Annotated in this window: 15 protein-coding genes; 4 read left to right on the top strand and 11 right to left on the bottom strand. The window is 64.0% G+C overall.

The window, feature by feature from the left end:
• Nucleotides 1-152: 152 nt before the first annotated feature.
• From F3W81_RS02720 to F3W81_RS02730, 4 genes are all read right to left on the bottom strand, one after another.
• A complete protein-coding gene (locus F3W81_RS02720; protein ID WP_193082142.1) occupies nt 153-575 on the bottom strand; it encodes an RcnB family protein in 423 nt (140 codons plus the stop codon).
• 105 nt (nt 576-680) lie between these two features.
• Nucleotides 681-1,553 carry a 3-hydroxyisobutyrate dehydrogenase gene (mmsB, locus tag F3W81_RS20695; RefSeq protein ID WP_226941825.1) on the bottom strand — a complete coding sequence of 291 codons (873 nt, stop codon included), beginning with the start codon at nt 1,551-1,553 and terminating at the stop codon, nt 681-683.
• 39 nt (nt 1,554-1,592) lie between these two features.
• Nucleotides 1,593-2,636 (bottom strand): enoyl-CoA hydratase/isomerase family protein, encoded by a 1,044-nt coding sequence (locus F3W81_RS20700; RefSeq protein WP_226941826.1) that lies wholly within the window; start codon nt 2,634-2,636, stop codon nt 1,593-1,595.
• Nucleotides 2,633-3,772 carry an acyl-CoA dehydrogenase family protein gene (locus F3W81_RS02730; RefSeq protein WP_193082143.1) on the bottom strand — a complete coding sequence of 380 codons (1,140 nt, stop codon included), beginning with the start codon at nt 3,770-3,772 and terminating at the stop codon, nt 2,633-2,635. Before F3W81_RS02730 ends, F3W81_RS20700 begins: the two co-directional genes overlap by 4 nt.
• A 194-nt stretch (nt 3,773-3,966) precedes the next feature.
• Here F3W81_RS02730 and F3W81_RS02735 point away from each other — a divergent pair, with 194 nt between their 5' ends.
• A complete protein-coding gene (locus F3W81_RS02735) occupies nt 3,967-4,365 on the top strand; it encodes a YkgJ family cysteine cluster protein (RefSeq protein WP_193082144.1) in 399 nt (132 codons plus the stop codon).
• Nucleotides 4,366-4,389: 24 nt separating this feature from the next.
• On the opposite strand, the gene F3W81_RS02740 is transcribed toward F3W81_RS02735, so the two are convergent.
• Together F3W81_RS02740 and F3W81_RS02745 are read right to left on the bottom strand one after the other, a co-directional pair.
• Nucleotides 4,390-4,914: an RICIN domain-containing protein gene (locus F3W81_RS02740; protein ID WP_193082145.1), complete on the bottom strand. Its 525-nt coding sequence runs from the start codon at nt 4,912-4,914 to the stop codon at nt 4,390-4,392.
• Between the two features lie 171 nt (nt 4,915-5,085).
• Nucleotides 5,086-6,585 carry a CoA-acylating methylmalonate-semialdehyde dehydrogenase gene (locus tag F3W81_RS02745; protein WP_193082146.1) on the bottom strand — a complete coding sequence of 500 codons (1,500 nt, stop codon included), beginning with the start codon at nt 6,583-6,585 and terminating at the stop codon, nt 5,086-5,088.
• Nucleotides 6,586-6,689: 104 nt separating this feature from the next.
• Here F3W81_RS02745 and F3W81_RS02750 point away from each other — a divergent pair, with 104 nt between their 5' ends.
• The 3 genes from F3W81_RS02750 (at nt 6,690) to coaD (ending at nt 8,768) form a co-directional block, all read left to right on the top strand.
• Nucleotides 6,690-7,583 carry a LysR family transcriptional regulator gene (locus F3W81_RS02750; protein WP_193082147.1) on the top strand — a complete coding sequence of 298 codons (894 nt, stop codon included), beginning with the start codon at nt 6,690-6,692 and terminating at the stop codon, nt 7,581-7,583.
• Between the two features lie 64 nt (nt 7,584-7,647).
• A complete protein-coding gene (locus tag F3W81_RS02755; RefSeq protein ID WP_193082148.1) occupies nt 7,648-8,082 on the top strand; it encodes a CBS domain-containing protein in 435 nt (144 codons plus the stop codon).
• Between the two features lie 194 nt (nt 8,083-8,276).
• The gene (coaD, locus tag F3W81_RS02760) at nt 8,277-8,768 is read left to right on the top strand and encodes a pantetheine-phosphate adenylyltransferase (RefSeq protein WP_193082149.1); all 492 of its coding nucleotides are present in this window, start codon (nt 8,277-8,279) and stop codon (nt 8,766-8,768) included.
• Nucleotides 8,769-8,771: 3 nt separating this feature from the next.
• Here the strand turns inward: coaD and F3W81_RS02765 are convergent, their stop codons facing one another.
• The 5 genes from F3W81_RS02765 to tkt all read right to left on the bottom strand — a co-directional run bounded on the left by F3W81_RS02765 (nt 8,772) and on the right by tkt (nt 14,539).
• Nucleotides 8,772-9,734, bottom strand: coding sequence for an alpha/beta fold hydrolase (locus F3W81_RS02765; RefSeq protein WP_226941827.1), 963 nt, complete (start codon nt 9,732-9,734; stop codon nt 8,772-8,774).
• A gap of 45 nt (nt 9,735-9,779) precedes the next feature.
• On the bottom strand, nt 9,780-9,923 hold the full coding sequence (locus F3W81_RS02770) for a hypothetical protein (protein ID WP_193082150.1): 144 nt from the start codon (nt 9,921-9,923) through the stop codon (nt 9,780-9,782).
• Nucleotides 9,924-10,035: 112 nt separating this feature from the next.
• Complete coding sequence (gap, locus tag F3W81_RS02775) at nt 10,036-11,043, bottom strand: type I glyceraldehyde-3-phosphate dehydrogenase (RefSeq protein ID WP_193082151.1); 1,008 nt, start codon at nt 11,041-11,043, stop codon at nt 10,036-10,038.
• A gap of 165 nt (nt 11,044-11,208) precedes the next feature.
• Complete coding sequence (gene gap / locus F3W81_RS02780; protein WP_193082152.1) at nt 11,209-12,213, bottom strand: type I glyceraldehyde-3-phosphate dehydrogenase; 1,005 nt, start codon at nt 12,211-12,213, stop codon at nt 11,209-11,211.
• Nucleotides 12,214-12,523: 310 nt separating this feature from the next.
• Nucleotides 12,524-14,539, bottom strand: coding sequence for a transketolase (gene tkt / locus F3W81_RS02785; protein ID WP_193082153.1), 2,016 nt, complete (start codon nt 14,537-14,539; stop codon nt 12,524-12,526).
• Nucleotides 14,540-14,546 lie beyond the last annotated feature (7 nt).

Genomic DNA, 14,546 nt, shown 5'->3' on the forward strand with positions numbered 1-14,546 from the left:
TGGCTTTCCCGGGGGTCGTCTGTCTTGCCGGGATGGCGTCCCGTGTCCGGGATGTCGGCTTTTTTCCGCCTGTTGAGATGTGAACGCAAGCGCGCCCCGAAAGGTTCCGGGGCGCGCTTGTCGATTTGTTAATTATGTTTTCCGAGGCCGGATCAGCGCGTGACGGTCAGCGCGGTGAACAGCCCCAGTATCGCCAGAACCGCGCCGGTGTTGTCGTTGATACGCACAACCCGGTCACCGTCGCGGCGATAGGATTCGCCCCGTGGCAGACGCGGCAGGTGGTGGTATTCACGCTCGCTCAGACGGTAGAACTTGCGGCCATCGCGGTTGTCGTGACGGCTGTCGCGCTCGTACCGGTCGTCTCTGTCGTAGCGACGGTGGTCGTCTTTCTTGTCGTGGCGACCATGGTCGTCCTTCTTGTGGCCTTTGTCATACTGCACGATGCAGCGCTGACCCTTGCCGCAGTTTTCCGAGTGATCATTGCCGCGGGCCAGAGCCGGTGCGGTGACCATCCCGAGGGCGAGGCTGCCGGCCAGAAGGGTGCGGACGGTGTTCTTTACGAAAGAGAGTGACATGGGAAGCTCCTCTTTGCCTGTGTCATGCGTTCTTGAGAGGTTAAACGCGCAAGGAGAGAGCTTCCGTCTGATCTGATTTTCCGATGGGCCGAATGTCGCCGAAGGTCAGCTGCGGCTGCGCGCGGAAAAGCGCGGCAGCATGGCGCTGAAATCCCGGCCTTTGCCGTCTTCCTCCTCGACAAAGCGGGCATAGAGCTGTTCGGCGGCGGCGCCCATGGGGGTGTCGGCGTCTGCGCCTTTCGCGGCGAGCTGTGACAGGCGCAGGTCCTTGAGCATCAGATCGGCGGCAAAGCCGGGAGCATAGCCATTGTCGGCGGGGGATTTCGGGCCGATGCCGGGGGCCGGGCAATAGGTGTTCATCGACCACGACGACCCGGAGGACGTCGAGACGACATCGAACATGGCCTGCCGGTCGAGGCCCAGCTTGTCGGCGAGGGCAAAGGCCTCGCAGGTGGCGATCATGGTGACGCCGAGGATCATGTTGTTGCAGATCTTGGCCGCCTGACCATTGCCGGAAGCGCCGCAATGCACGGCCTTCTGGCCCATGATGTCGAACAGCGGTTTCGCGGTGGCAAAGGCGGCGTCGGAGGCACCGACCATGAAGGTCAGCGTGCCGGCCTCGGCCCCGCCTGTGCCGCCGGAGACGGGCGCATCGGCGGCCAGCAGGCCCTGCGCGACGGCGAGGTCGGCAACGGCGCGGGCGCTGTCGACATCGACGGTCGAGCAGTCGATGTGGCAGGCCCCCTTGGTCATCGCTGGCAGGATCTGGGCGGCGACGCGGCGCAGGATGTCGCCGTTGGGCAACATGGTGATGACGACGTCGCGGCCCGTCGCGGCCTCGGCTGCGGTGGCGGCCATGGTGACACCGTCGAGGCTGACGTTTGCCGTGTCAAAGCCGGTGACGGCATGGCCCGCGGCGGCCAGATTGCGCGCCATCGGGGCGCCCATGTTGCCAAGTCCGATAAATCCGATGTTCATCTCTGCTCCTCCTCCCAAAGGGCGCGCGCCGCTGATCGCTCAGGGCGCGCTGTCGAATGTCAGTTCCGCTTCGCCCAGCGGGGCGAGCATGTCGGTCACGGTCTGATCGGGCACGCTTTTCAGGCCATGACGCCATTTCGGTTTGCGGTCGCGGTCGATGATCTGGGCGCGGATGCCCTCCAGAAAATCGCCATGCTCCATCGCGCGGTGGGTAAAGCGGTACTCCAGCGCCAGCGCCTCGCGCAGGCTGTGCTGGCCGTGCAGGCGCGTCAGCATCTCAAGCGCGCAGGCCATGGAGAGCGGCGCGTTGCGCTGGATCGCCTTCAGCGCGGCGGCGGCGAATTCGTCGGAGACGTCCTCCTCCAGCGCGGCGGTGATGCTGGCGAGGTCGCGGGTGGCAAACAGCGCGTCGATCAGCGCCGATTCGCCGCTGAGGCGGCCCGGCTCGGGCTTGCGCGCGGCGCTGCGGATCGCGTCGGGCTTGCCGGTGGCGATCAGCGTGGCTTTCAGTGCCTCCCATCCGGCGGCAGGGACGTAGTGATCGGCAAAACCGGCGTGAATGGCGTCCGAGGCCCCCATGCGCGCGGCGGTCAGGGCAAGGTAGTCGCCCAGACGCCCCGGGGCCTGCGCCAGCAGTAGCGAGCCGCCGACGTCCGGCACAAGGCCGATGCTGACCTCGGGCATGGCGATCTGGGTGCTGTCGCAGACGATGCGGTGACTGGCGTGGCAGCCGACCCCGACGCCCCCGCCCATGACGAACCCCTGCAGAAAGGTCACGACGGGCTTGGGATATTCGGCGAGGCGCGCGTTCATGCGGTATTCGTCGCGCCAGAAGGTGCGGCCATAGCTGTAGTCGCCGGCGGTGCCGGTCTCGTACATCTCGCGGATGTCGCCGCCGGCACAGAAGGCCTTGTCGCCCTCGGCGTCGATGATCACCAGCGCGACGGCGTCGTCATCGGCCCAGCCGGCCAGCGCCGCATCAATCGCCATCCCCATGCCGTAGGTCAGGGCGTTCAGGGCGGCCGCGCGGGTCAGGGTGATATGCCCTGCGCGACCGGTCTTGCGAATTAAGATATCACTCATGCCTTGAGCATCGTCCTTGCTGTGATCAGCCGCATGATCTCGTTCGTGCCCTCAAGGATTTCATGGACACGCAGATCCCGCACCAGTTTTTCAATTCCGTAGTCGGCAAGATAGCCGTAGCCGCCATGAAGTTGCAGACACTGATTGACGATACGAGAGCCTGCTTCGGTGACAAATTTCTTCGCCATGGCGCAGTATTTGGTGGCATCTGGTGCGCCGGTGTCAAGCTTCCACGCGGCTTGCCGCAGGAATATGCGGGCGGCCTGCAGCTCGATCTCGATATCGGCGAGGCGGAATTGCAGAGCCTGGAACTGGTCGAGGCTGGAGCCGAAGGCGCGGCGTTCGGACATATAGGTCAGCGTGGCGTTCAGCGCGGCCTGCGCCGCCCCCAGCGAACAGGCCGAAATATTCAGCCGCCCGCCGTCGAGCCCGCCCATGGCATAGGCGAATCCCTTGCCCTCGACCCCCAGCAGGTTGTCGGCGGGGACCGGGCAGGCGTCCATCTGCACGGCGCGGGTCGGCTGAGAGCGCCAGCCCATCTTCTGCTCCAGCCCGCCGAAGGACAGCCCGTCGGTGTCGGCAGGCAGATAGAGGCAGGAGATGCCGCGCGACCCGGCTTCGCCCGTGCGGGCCATCACGAGGTAGCCGTCGGAATACCCGCCGCCGGAGATGAAGGCCTTGGTGCCGGTCAGGGTGTAGCCGTCCTGCGTCCGCTCGGCCCTGGATTTCAGCGCGGCGGCGTCGGAGCCTGAGCCGGGCTCGGTCAGGCAGTAGGACAGCACGGTGTCCATCGTCAGCACGCCAGGCAGCAGCGCGTCGCGCAGGGCGTCACTGGCGTAACTGTCGAGCATCTTGGCGCACATGTTGTGGATCGAGAGAAAGGCCGCGACCGAGGGGCAGGCCATCGACAGTGCCTCGAACACCAAGGTCGCATCAAGGCGCGTCAGACCGGCGCCGCCGTTGTCTTCGCTGACATAGAGGCCGCCAAAGCCGAACTCGGCAATCTCGGGCCAGAGCGTCTTGGGGATTTCTCCCCCGTCTTCCCACGCGCGGGCGTGGGGCGCAATCTTGTCCTGCCCAAAGGCATAGGCCATGTCGAAAATGGCCTGCTGTTCGTCGCTGAGTGCGAAATCCATCTGTCTCCTCCCTCCCAGTCGGATGTGAAGCGGCACCTCCTCAAACGCCGCTCAGAGTGACAGCCGATACCGTGCGGGCGAAAAGGTCAAGGCGATGTTGAAACCGCTTCCTGATTCCATTGCGTCGCGATATGGCAGACGCTGCGCATCGCCGTCGGACCTGTAGCCGCCGGCCGGCGCCTGGATCCTTCAAATTGTCTCAAGAACCTCTCGACTGTGTCGCGTGTGGTGCCTGCTGTTTCGGCGGCCACGACAGGTATATCCAACTGTTTCCCGAAGATCTGGGCCGTGGGCTGCCCGCCCATGCTGTGGTTGCGCTGGAGGGTGAAACCTACATGCGGATGGAGGCCGGGCATTGCGCCCAGCTGATGCCGCTGCCGGGGGGCGGGCTGGCCTGTGCGGTCTACGCGGCGCGCCCGACGGCCTGCCGGGCGTTTCGCGAGGGCAGCTTTGAATGTGGGCGCAGCCGTCATCACCGCTTGGCGCAGGCGGATGCGATACGCCTGCCACTGGTGGCCATCGTCGAGGTGCTGCAACCAGGCACGCCGGCCAATTTCCCGGACGTGCCAAGCGAGGATCCCTTCGCGGCGTGACGCCGGCAGGGTGGGCGGGACCGTCTAGTCCCGCTCGTAGCTGTCGGTCGGGCGAATCTGCCAGAGCTGCCCGGTATATCCGCCGCATTTCAACAGGATCGGCTGATTGTCATCCGGTCCGCCGTTGAACACGTCCAGACACATGCCGGGGCCGTGCAGGCGGGTGCTGAGACGCAGATAGCCCAATTCGCCCTCAGTGATGCGCCACAGCTGACCGTTGAAATCGGTGCAGGGAGCCAGCTTTGCCTCGCCCCGTTGGGCGCCGCTGGTGATCACTTCGAGGCACATAGAGCCGCCGCGAAACATCGTGCTGAGCCGCCAGAAGCCATGTCCGGCTGGCTGGATGCGCCAATATTGCCCCGAGACGCCAGAGGCCGAGGCGAGGCGCGGAGTATCCGTCTTCTCGCCCCCGTTGACGATATCGAGGCTCATCTTCGGGCCCCGGAACATCGTGCTGAGCCGGTAGTAACGCTGCCCCTCAAAATCCGGTGCGGAGGCTGCATATGCAGCAACGCCAACGGTGCAGGAAACGGCAGTCGTGAACCCCATCAAGGCCTTCCTCCAGACAGGACGCATTGTCAGTCTCCTTATTCAGATCGGTGTCAGTTCTCTCAGTCTGGCTGCAAAGCGAAAAGGAAGGGTTTCGTCGCCCCATCTCACTACAAATACGAAGGGGGCAGCCAAAGGCCACCCCCGACGTGTCATCGCGGCATGAAATTTCTATTCCATGGCTTTGAAATTGAACTCGCCGCCCTCTTTGATGCCGGAAAACCACCGCGCGGTGACGGTTTTGGTCTTGGTGTAGAATTTGAAAGCGTCGGGGCCATACTGGTTGAGATCGCCGAAAGCCGACTTCTTCCAGCCGCCGAAGCTGAAGTAGGACAGCGGCACGGGAATCGGGAAGTTGATGCCGACCATGCCGACGTTGACGCGGCTGGCAAAGTCGCGCGCGGTGTCGCCATCGGCGGTGAAGATCGAGGTGCCGTTGCCGTATTCATTGTCCATGGTCAGCTTGAGCGCTTCCTCATAGGTCTCGGCGCGGACCTGGCTGAGGACCGGGCCGAAGATCTCCTGCTTGTAGATCTCCATGTCGGCGGTGACGTTGTCGAACAGCGTCGGGCCGACGAAATAGCCATCCTCATAGCCCTGCAGCGAGAAGTTGCGACCGTCGGTCACAAGCGTCGCGCCCTGCTCAACCCCGGAGGTGATCAGGCCGTTGATCTTGTCCTTGGAGGCGGCAGTGATGACGGGGCCGTAGTCGACATCTTCGCCTGCGGTGTAGGGCCCGACCTTCAGCTTTTCGATCCGCGGGATCAGCTTTTCGATCAGAATGTCGGCGGTTTCCTTACCAACGGGCACCGCGACCGAGATCGCCATGCAGCGTTCGCCAGCCGCGCCGAACCCAGAGCCGACCAGCGCATCGGCGGCCTTGTCCATATCGGCGTCGGGCATGATGATCATGTGGTTCTTGGCACCACCAAAGCATTGAGCGCGCTTACCATTTGTCGCCGCGCGGCCATAGATGTACTGCGCGATCGGGGTCGAGCCGACAAAGCCGACAGCCTGAATGGTGTCGTTGTCGAGCAGGGCATCGACGGCCTCTTTATCGCCATGCACGACCTGCAGGATACCGGCGGGCAGGCCCGCTTCGACAAACAGTTCAGCCAGACGGATGGCGCAGGAGGGGGTGCGCTCAGAGGGCTTGAGCACCATGGCGTTGCCGCAGGCAATCGCGGGGGCCATCTTCCACAGCGGGATCATCGCGGGGAAGTTGAAGGGGGTGATGCCAGCCACAACGCCGAGGGGCTGACGCATCGAATAGAGGTCGATGCCGGGGCCGCCGGAGTCCATGAACTCGCCCTTCAACATGCTGGGTGCGCCCATGCAGACTTCGACCACTTCAAGGCCGCGCTGCACGTCGCCGCGCGCGTCGGGAAGGGTCTTGCCATGTTCGCGGCTGATCAGCTCGGCCAGCTCGTCCATGTGTTCGTTGATGAGTTGTCCGAACTTCATCATGACGCGGGCGCGGCGCTGCGGGTTGGTCGCGGCCCAGCCTTTTTGCGCCTCGGCCGCCTTTGCGACGATGGCATCGACTTCGGCAGGGGTGGCCAGCGGCACGCGCGCCTGCACTTCGCCGGTGGCGGGATTGTAGACATCGCTGAAGCGGCCCGAGGTGCCGGCAACTGCGACGCCGTCGATGTAATGTTTAAGTTCTTGCATAGGATCCTCCAAGATCTGTCCCGCGTAGCGTAGTCTTGCATTTCTGCGTGATAAAGAGGAAAGTTTTCAAATAGGCTTTGCAGAAATAGCTGTACGAGGTGGCGATGAATTGGGACGATTTGCGCTATTTTCTCAGTGTGGCGCGGCTGGAGAGCCTGTCTGCCGCCGCGCGTCAGCTCAAGATCGACCCTGCCACGGTGGGGCGGCGCATCGCCCGGCTTGAGGAAGGCGTCGGCGCGGCGCTGTTTGCCAAAAGCCCGCAGGGCTATGCGCTGACCGAGGCGGGGCAACGTCTGATGCAGCACGCGGCGCGTGCCGAGACGGCGCTGATGGCGGGCGAGGCAGAGGTGGCCGGGCAGGGAGAGGCGGGGCTTTCGGGGCAGATCCGCATCGGTGCGCCGGATGGTGTCGCGAACTTTCTGCTGCCGCAGGTCTGCGCCGGGATCGTCGATGAAAACCCCGATCTGGAGGTACAGATTGTCGCCCTGCCGCGCCTGTTCAACCTGTCGCGGCGCGAGGCGGATATTGCCATCACTGTCAGCGCCCCGACCGCCGGGCGACTGACGGTGCAGAAGATCAGCGACTACCATCTGCACCTTGCCGCGACACGCGGCTACCTCGCCGAGCATCCACCGATCCGCTCGCTTCAGGATCTGCGCCAGCACCGGCTGGTGGGCTATATCCCGGATATGATCTTCGACAAGGAACTGGACTATCTGGGCGAGATCGGCGCTGAACGGGTGCCGCTGGCCTCGAACTCGGTCTCCGTGCAATTTCATTGGGTTGTGCAGGGCTGCGGCGTTGGAATAATCCATGATTTTTCCCGCATGGGCTATCCGGGGCTGGTGAAGGTGCTGCCGAAAGTGGTCAGTCTGAAGCGCAGTTTCTATCTGGTGCGCCATGCCGATGATGGTCGACTTGAGCGCATGAACCGCTTTGCGGTGCTGCTGGCTGAGCGATTGAAGGCGGAAATCGCGCGGTGCGAAGCGCTCGCTTGACTTGCGGGGCGCGCTACCGGAGGCTTGTGGTTGAGGAGTGAGCTTCAACCAAGGGAGGAATCGCATGCTGGTTCAGCAGATTCTCAAGAGTAAATCCACAGACGGTGTTTTTACCGTGACACCCGACACCCCTGTGCATGAAGTCGCGCGGCTGCTGGCGGAAAAGCGGATCGGGGGTCTGGTGGTCAGCACGGACGGCGTGCACGCAGAAGGCATCCTGTCTGAGCGCGATATCGTACGGGCCCTTGCCGTGCGCGGGGCAAGCTGTCTGGAGCTGGCGACCTCGGCGCTGATGACAAAGGACCCGGTCTGCTGCACGCTGGACATGATGTCCGACGAAGTGCTGCGCAAGATGACCGAGGGCCGGTTTCGCCACATGCCCGTGACCAAGAACGGAGAGCTGGTGGGCATCGTCACCATCGGCGATGTGGTCAAGGCGCGGCTGACGCAGTTGTCGGCCGAAAAAGACGCGCTGGAAGGCATGATCATGGGGCATTGAGCCGCATGAGCGCTTTGCACCACGAGGGGGCGTCGCCGTTGGGTGGCGCCTTTTTTGATTTTCGCCAAGGCTGCCCGAGTGATACGCCATGCCAAAGGTTTGGTGCGGGGCCTTAAAATTCCAAGACAGCCCTTGCAAAGGCGCGCGCAATATTGTTGCGTGCGGCGCAGGTAAACCCCGTGGAGAGCCCCCTCATGCGTATCGGATTGTATCCCGGAACCTTCGATCCCATCACCCTTGGCCATATTGATATCATCCGTCGCGCGGCGGCTCTGGTGGATCGTCTGGTGATTGGCGTGGCGATCAACCGCGACAAGGGGCCGTTGTTTTCACTGGAAGAGCGTGTCGAGATGATCGAGGCGGAATGCGGCGCGCTTTCAGCCCAGACCGGCACGGAGATCATCGTGCATCCCTTCGAGAACCTGCTGATCCAATGCGCCCGCGATGTCGGGGCCGGGGTCATTGTGCGGGGGCTGCGGGCCGTCGCGGATTTTGAGTACGAATATCAGATGGTTGGCATGAACCGCTCGCTCGATTCCTCGGTCGAGACGGCGTTCCTTATGGCGGACGCCAAGCATCAGGCGATCGCCTCCAAACTGGTGAAAGAGATCTGCCGGCTGAACGGGGACGTCTCGAAATTCGTCCCCGCTGCGGTCAATGACAAGCTGAAAGCGAAATACGCCTGAGCCTTACGCGCCGGGCATGTCCTGCACGGCCTTGCGGATGAACTCGGCGCAGGTGTCGGGCTGCGTGACGGGCAGCATATGCCCGCCGGGCACCAGCGTCAGTCCGATGGCGGGGTGCAGGGCGGCCAGCTCCTGTCCCTGACGGGTGTGGTCGAGGGTGCGATCCTCGGTGCCGTAGAGGACGCGCACGGGCAGGGCGAGGCTGTCATAGCGCTCGGCCATCTGCTTGAGCCCGCGACCCGAGGCCATGAAGTCCCGGCTGGTGTTGAAGAAGTGGCGCGGGCGGAGCCCAAGCAGGCCACCGCCTTGTGTCGGGGCATTGGCGGGCATGGTCTCGGGGCCATAGATCTGGTCCAGCACCACGGCGGCATTGCGAAAACCGCCAGGTGTCGCCAGCGTCCAGGCGATCAGCCAGCGCAGCCAGTTGCTGGAAATCTTCAGGTTGTTGAAGGCCGCTGCCGGGGCGGTCTTGGAGGGCAGGGTCAGCGGCGCGATCAGCGCAAGACCACGCAGCTTTTCCGGGGCCTGCAGCGCCATGGCGAGGGAAATCGCCCCGCCGAGCGAATGGCCGACAACGAGGGGCCGGTCGATCTTCAGCGCCTCGATCACCTCGAACATCAGCTGTGCGTTTTCGGGGTGGCCGGTGGGGGCGGTGTCGGGACGTTCGGAGTAGCCCATGCCGGGGCGGTCGATGGCGATGACGCGGTGATCGCGCGCAAGGTTGTCGATCACGCCGCAGTCGAAATTGCCGAGCTGGCCGCCGAGGCCGTGGATCAGCAGCACGGCGGGGCCGGTGCCACGTTCGACATAGTGCAGCTTGCCGGTGGAGATCTGGGTGAACTGGCCACGCGGAGGCACGATCTTCTCGATCCGGATTTTCCAGCGCAGGGTGTAGGAGAGCAGCCCTATGCCCCAGAGCAGGGCGATGAAGATGACGATCGCAAGAAGGGTCAGAAGTGTGTGCATGGGGTCCGTCCGGGTCTGAAAAGGTGCCCGCCGAAACTGGGCCGTCTAGCGCCAGAAGGCAATCCATTCCAGAAAGTCGGAGAATTTGCGCAGCAGAAACAGCGTGTACGCACCGCCCGCCAGTTGCGCATCGGCCACCAGCGCGGCGAGGATGACCCCGCCAAGGAGGATCGCTGTCTTGTTGCTCATCACATCCCCTTTTGCGCGACTTTTCCCCGGCCTCGGGGCTCCGGCAAAGGAAAACCCCCACCTGCGTCATACTGCAGATGGGGGTTAAAAAGCACTAACGCGCTGCGGTCTCTTAGCGGATCAGGCCGCCAACGACGCCGGCCATGTCGGCCATGCGGTTCGAGAAGCCCCACTCATTGTCGTACCAGGACAGGATGCGCACCATGGTGCCGCCGATGACCTTGGTCTGGTCCAGCGCCACGGTCGAGGAGCGCGGGTCGTGGTTGAGGTCGATCGACACCAGCTTGTCGGTGGTGACCCCGAGGATGCCCTTCAGCGGGCCGGATTCGGAGGCCTTGACGAGGGCGGCGTTGATTTCCTCGGCCGTGGTTTCGCGCGAGGCGGTGAAGGTCAGATCAACGCAGGAGACGTTGGGGGTGGGGACGCGGATCGCGACGCCGTCCAGCTTGCCCTTCAGCTCCGGCAGCACCAGACCGACGGCCTTGGCAGCACCCGTCGAGGTCGGGATCATGCTCATCGCGGCAGCGCGGGCGCGGTAGAGGTCGGAGTGCGCGCGGTCCAGCGTCGGCTGGTCGCCGGTGTAGGAGTGGATCGTGGTCATGAAGCCATGCTCGATGCCGACGGTGTCGTTCAGCACCTTGGCGACGGGCGCGAGGCAGTTGGTGGTGCAGGAGGCGTTCGAGATGACCATGTGATCCGAGGTCACCGAGGTGTGGTTCACACCGTAGACAGCGGTCACGTCAGCGTCGGTGCAGGGCGCCGAGACCAGAACGCGCGCCGAGCCGTTTTCGAGGTGACGGGCAGCAGTGTCGCGCTTGGTGAAGAAGCCGGTGCATTCCAGCGCCACGTCGACGCCGGTCCAGGGCAGTTCCTCGGGGTTGCGGATCGCGGTGATCTTGATCTGTCCGCTGCCCACATCCATCCAGTCGTCGCCGGTCTTCACCTCGCCGTTGAAACGGCCATGCACGCTGTCGTAGCGAAACAGGTGCGCGTTGGTTTCGACCGACGTCAGATCGTTGACGGCGACGACTTCGATATCGGTGCGACCGCTTTCGGCGATGGCGCGCAAGACGTTGCGCCCGATACGCCCGAAACCGTTAATCGCGACTGTGGTGACCATGGTTTTTCCCTTTTCTCGGCAGACATGCGCGAGTCTCGCCGGTTAGCGCTAACACATTGCCTTGAAAATCCACCCTTTGGGGCCAAAGGTCAAGGGCCGCGTGGGCAAACGCGAAAAGGCCCGCCGGGAGGGAACCGGCGGGCCTTTCTGGCGCGGGGGACAGGCTTAGTGCTGCAGGTGGCCGAGGGCGGCGGCAACATCGGCCATGCGGCAGGAAAAGCCCCACTCGTTGTCGTACCAGGCCAACACGCGCACAAGGCGGCCACCGGAGACCTTGGTCTGATCGGGGGCGAAGATCGAGCTGTGTTCGGTGTGGCAGAAATCGATCGAGACTTTCGGCTCGGGGTCATAGGCGAGCACGTGGCCCATGTGACCGGCGGCGGCTTCGCGCACCACTTCGTTGACGTCGTTCACGGTGACGTCCTTCTTGGCGATGAAGGTCAGATCGACGCAGGAGACGTTGGGCGTGGGCACGCGGATCGACGACCCATCCAGCTTGCCCGCCAGTTCCGGCAGCACCAGACCGATGGCCTTGGCGGCCCCGGTCGAGGTGGGGATCATGCTCATCGCGGCGGCGCGGGCACGGTAGAGATCGCTGTGGCGACGGTCCAGCGTCGGCTGGTCGCCGGTGTAGGAGTGGATCGTGGTCATGATGCCGCTCTCGATGCCGATGGCATCGTTGAGGACCTTGGCCAGAGGCGCGAGGCAGTTGGTGGTGCAGGAGCCGTTGGAGATCACGGTGTCGGTCTCGACAAGGCTGCGGTGGTTGACGCCGTAGACGATGGTTTTCGAGACGTTGGTCGCCGGGGCCGAGATCAGCACCGCCTTGGCGCCGCGTTCACGGTGGATATTCGCCTTGAGGCCGTCGTTGAACTTGCCGCTGCATTCCAGCACGACGTCGACGCCTTCCCAGTCCAACTCGGACGGATCATAGGTCGAGAAGACCTCCATCGGGCCGCGGCCGATATCCATGGTGTTGCCGGCGACCTTGATATCGCGCCCGAAGCGGCCATGCACGGAGTCATATTTCAGCAGGTGTGCGTTTGTTTCGATCGGCCCGGTGGCGTTGATCTTGACGACGTGGACGTCATTGCGGGCGGCTTCGGCGATATGCGCCAGGGTGCTACGCCCGATGCGGCCAAACCCATTGATCCCCAGTGTGATGGTCATCCCGATGTCTCCTGCATGTCAGCTTGAGGACGTCTATAGCCGCCGGACATCACAAGAGTAAGGCAAAATACCATTTAAGGACAAAGTGTTAGCGGAAACATTAACGGTTTGCTCATGGTTGCGCTAACCCTCGGGCAGGGTTCGCGCTAACTGTTTGCGCCACCAGTCCCGGGCGGCAAATTGGCGCGACGGAGAGAGAATCTCTGCGGATGCCGCGATGCAGCGTCGGGGCCAGCGGCCAGAACGCGAAAAGGCCGGGCGAGGGGGGAACCCTGCGCCCGGCCTTTTGCGATTTTGTAAGCGGGATGCCTTACAGCAGCGCTTTGACCTTAGCGGCGATGGCTTCGGCGGTGATGCCGAACTTCTCGTAGAGGGTTTCGGCGGGGGCGGAGGCACCGAAGCCGTCCATCCCGACGAAATCCGCCTTGGCCTCGCGGCCACGCTCGCCCATCAGCCACTTGTCCCAGCCCATGCGCACGCCTGCCTCGACGGCGACGCGGACGGGACCGGCGGGCAGGACGCGCTTGCGGATCGCTTCGTCCTGCGCCTCGAACAGCTCCCAGCAGGGCATGGAGACGACGCGGGTGCCGATGCCTTCGGCCTCTAGCAGCGCGCGGGCGTCCATGGCAATCGCCACTTCCGAACCGGTCGCCATCAGGATCGCCTGACGTTTGCCAGTGGCCTCGGCCATCACATAGGCGCCCTGAGCGGTCAGGTTCTTGTTCTTGTGCTCGGTGCGCAGGGTCGGCACGTTCTGACGCGTCAGCGACAGGGTCGAGGGCGTCCCGGTCTGGCTGAGCGCCAGTTCCCAGGCCTCGGCCGTCTCGATCACATCGGCGGGGCGGAACACCAGCATGTTGGGCGTGGCGCGCAGCATGGCAAGGTGTTCAACCGGCTGGTGCGTCGGGCCGTCTTCGCCCAGGCCGATGGAATCGTGGGTCATGACGTAGATGGTGGAGGTGCGCATCAGCGCGGACAGACGCATCGCGGGGCGGGCGTAGTCGGTGAAGCACATGAAGGTGCCGGAGTAGGGCTTGATGCCGCCGTGCAGCGCCATGCCGTTCATCGCCGAGGCCATGCCGTGTTCGCGGATGCCCCAGTGCACGAAGCGGCCCTTGCGGTTGTCGATGTCAAAGACGCCGAGGTCGGGCGTCAGGGTGTTGTTCGAGCCGGTCAGATCGGCAGAGCCGCCGACGGTCTCTTCCAGCACCGGGTTGATCACCTCAAGCGCCATCTCGGACGCCTTGCGGGTCGCCACGTTGGGCTGGCTTTCGGAGAGCTGCTTTTTCAGCGCGCGCACGACAGCCGCCAGTTTGTTCGGGACTTCGCCCGACAGGCGACGGTTGAATTCGCCCTGACGACGCTCGGACAGACCGGCGAACCGCTCTTGCCATTCGGTGTATTCGCTCGCGCCACGGCGGCCGATGGTTTCCCAGGCGGCTTTGATGTCGGCGGGCACTTCGAACGGGCCGGTGGTCCAGCCGTAGGCGGCCTTGGCGGCGGCCATCTGATCGGCATTGGTCAGCGCGCCGTGACCCTTGGAGGTGTCCTGAGCGGCGTGGCCAAGCGCGATATGCGTCTTGCAGGCAATCATCGAGGGCTTGTTGGACTGCTTGGCGGCCGTGATGGCGGCATCAATCGCTTCGGGATCGTGACCGTCGATCTCCTGCACATGCCAGCCCGCAGATTTGAAGCGCATCGGCTGATCGGTGCGGTCGGACAGTTCGACCTTGCCGTCGATGGTGATATTGTTGTTGTCCCAGAAGACGATGAGCTTGGACAGCTCATGACGGCCGGCCAGCGCGATGGCTTCCTGGCTGACGCCCTCCATCAGGCAGCCGTCGCCGGCGATGACATAGGTGTGGTGATCCACGACCTTCTTGGAGAACTGGGCGCGCAGCATTTCCTCGGCCATGGCAAAGCCGACCGAATTCGCCAGCCCCTGACCCAGCGGGCCAGTCGTCGTCTCGATCGCCTCGGCGAGGAAGTTTTCCGGGTGGCCAGCGGTGCGGGCGCCCCACTGACGGAAATTGCGCAGCTCCTCAATCGGGAACTGTTCGTAGCCGGTCAGGTGCAGCAGCGAATAGAGCAGCATCGAGCCGTGGCCCGCCGACAGGATAAAGCGGTCGCGGTCCGGCCAGCTGGGCTGGGCGGCGTCGAATTTCAGGTGCTTTTCAAACAGCACGGTCGCCACATCGGCCATGCCCATCGGCATGCCGGAGTGACCGGAGTTGGCAGCAGCCACGGCATCAAGTGTCAGCGCGCGGATCGCGGCGGCCTTGGACCAGTGTTCGGGATGGGCGGAGCGCAGGGCGTCAATATCCACGGCAGGT

Origin of the sequence: Pseudooceanicola spongiae (assembly GCF_014899185.1) — a bacterium.
Taxonomy (GTDB): Bacteria; Pseudomonadota; Alphaproteobacteria; order Rhodobacterales; family Rhodobacteraceae; genus Pseudooceanicola; species Pseudooceanicola spongiae.

Coding starts and splice junctions, on each gene's coding strand:
- F3W81_RS02720 (WP_193082142.1), bottom strand. CDS start 575: ATGTCACTCTCTTTCGTAAAGAACACCGTCCGCACCCTTCTGGCCGGC.
- mmsB (WP_226941825.1), bottom strand. CDS start 1,553: ATGAACATCGGATTTATCGGACTTGGCAACATGGGCGCCCCGATGGCG.
- F3W81_RS20700 (WP_226941826.1), bottom strand. CDS start 2,636: ATGAGTGATATCTTAATTCGCAAGACCGGTCGCGCAGGGCATATCACC.
- F3W81_RS02730 (WP_193082143.1), bottom strand. CDS start 3,772: ATGGATTTCGCACTCAGCGACGAACAGCAGGCCATTTTCGACATGGCC.
- F3W81_RS02740 (WP_193082145.1), bottom strand. CDS start 4,914: ATGGGGTTCACGACTGCCGTTTCCTGCACCGTTGGCGTTGCTGCATAT.
- F3W81_RS02745 (WP_193082146.1), bottom strand. CDS start 6,585: ATGCAAGAACTTAAACATTACATCGACGGCGTCGCAGTTGCCGGCACC.
- F3W81_RS02750 (WP_193082147.1), top strand. CDS start 6,690: ATGAATTGGGACGATTTGCGCTATTTTCTCAGTGTGGCGCGGCTGGAG.
- F3W81_RS02755 (WP_193082148.1), top strand. CDS start 7,648: ATGCTGGTTCAGCAGATTCTCAAGAGTAAATCCACAGACGGTGTTTTT.
- coaD (WP_193082149.1), top strand. CDS start 8,277: ATGCGTATCGGATTGTATCCCGGAACCTTCGATCCCATCACCCTTGGC.
- F3W81_RS02765 (WP_226941827.1), bottom strand. CDS start 9,734: ATGCACACACTTCTGACCCTTCTTGCGATCGTCATCTTCATCGCCCTG.
- F3W81_RS02770 (WP_193082150.1), bottom strand. CDS start 9,923: ATGAGCAACAAGACAGCGATCCTCCTTGGCGGGGTCATCCTCGCCGCG.
- gap (WP_193082151.1), bottom strand. CDS start 11,043: ATGGTCACCACAGTCGCGATTAACGGTTTCGGGCGTATCGGGCGCAAC.
- gap (WP_193082152.1), bottom strand. CDS start 12,213: ATGACCATCACACTGGGGATCAATGGGTTTGGCCGCATCGGGCGTAGC.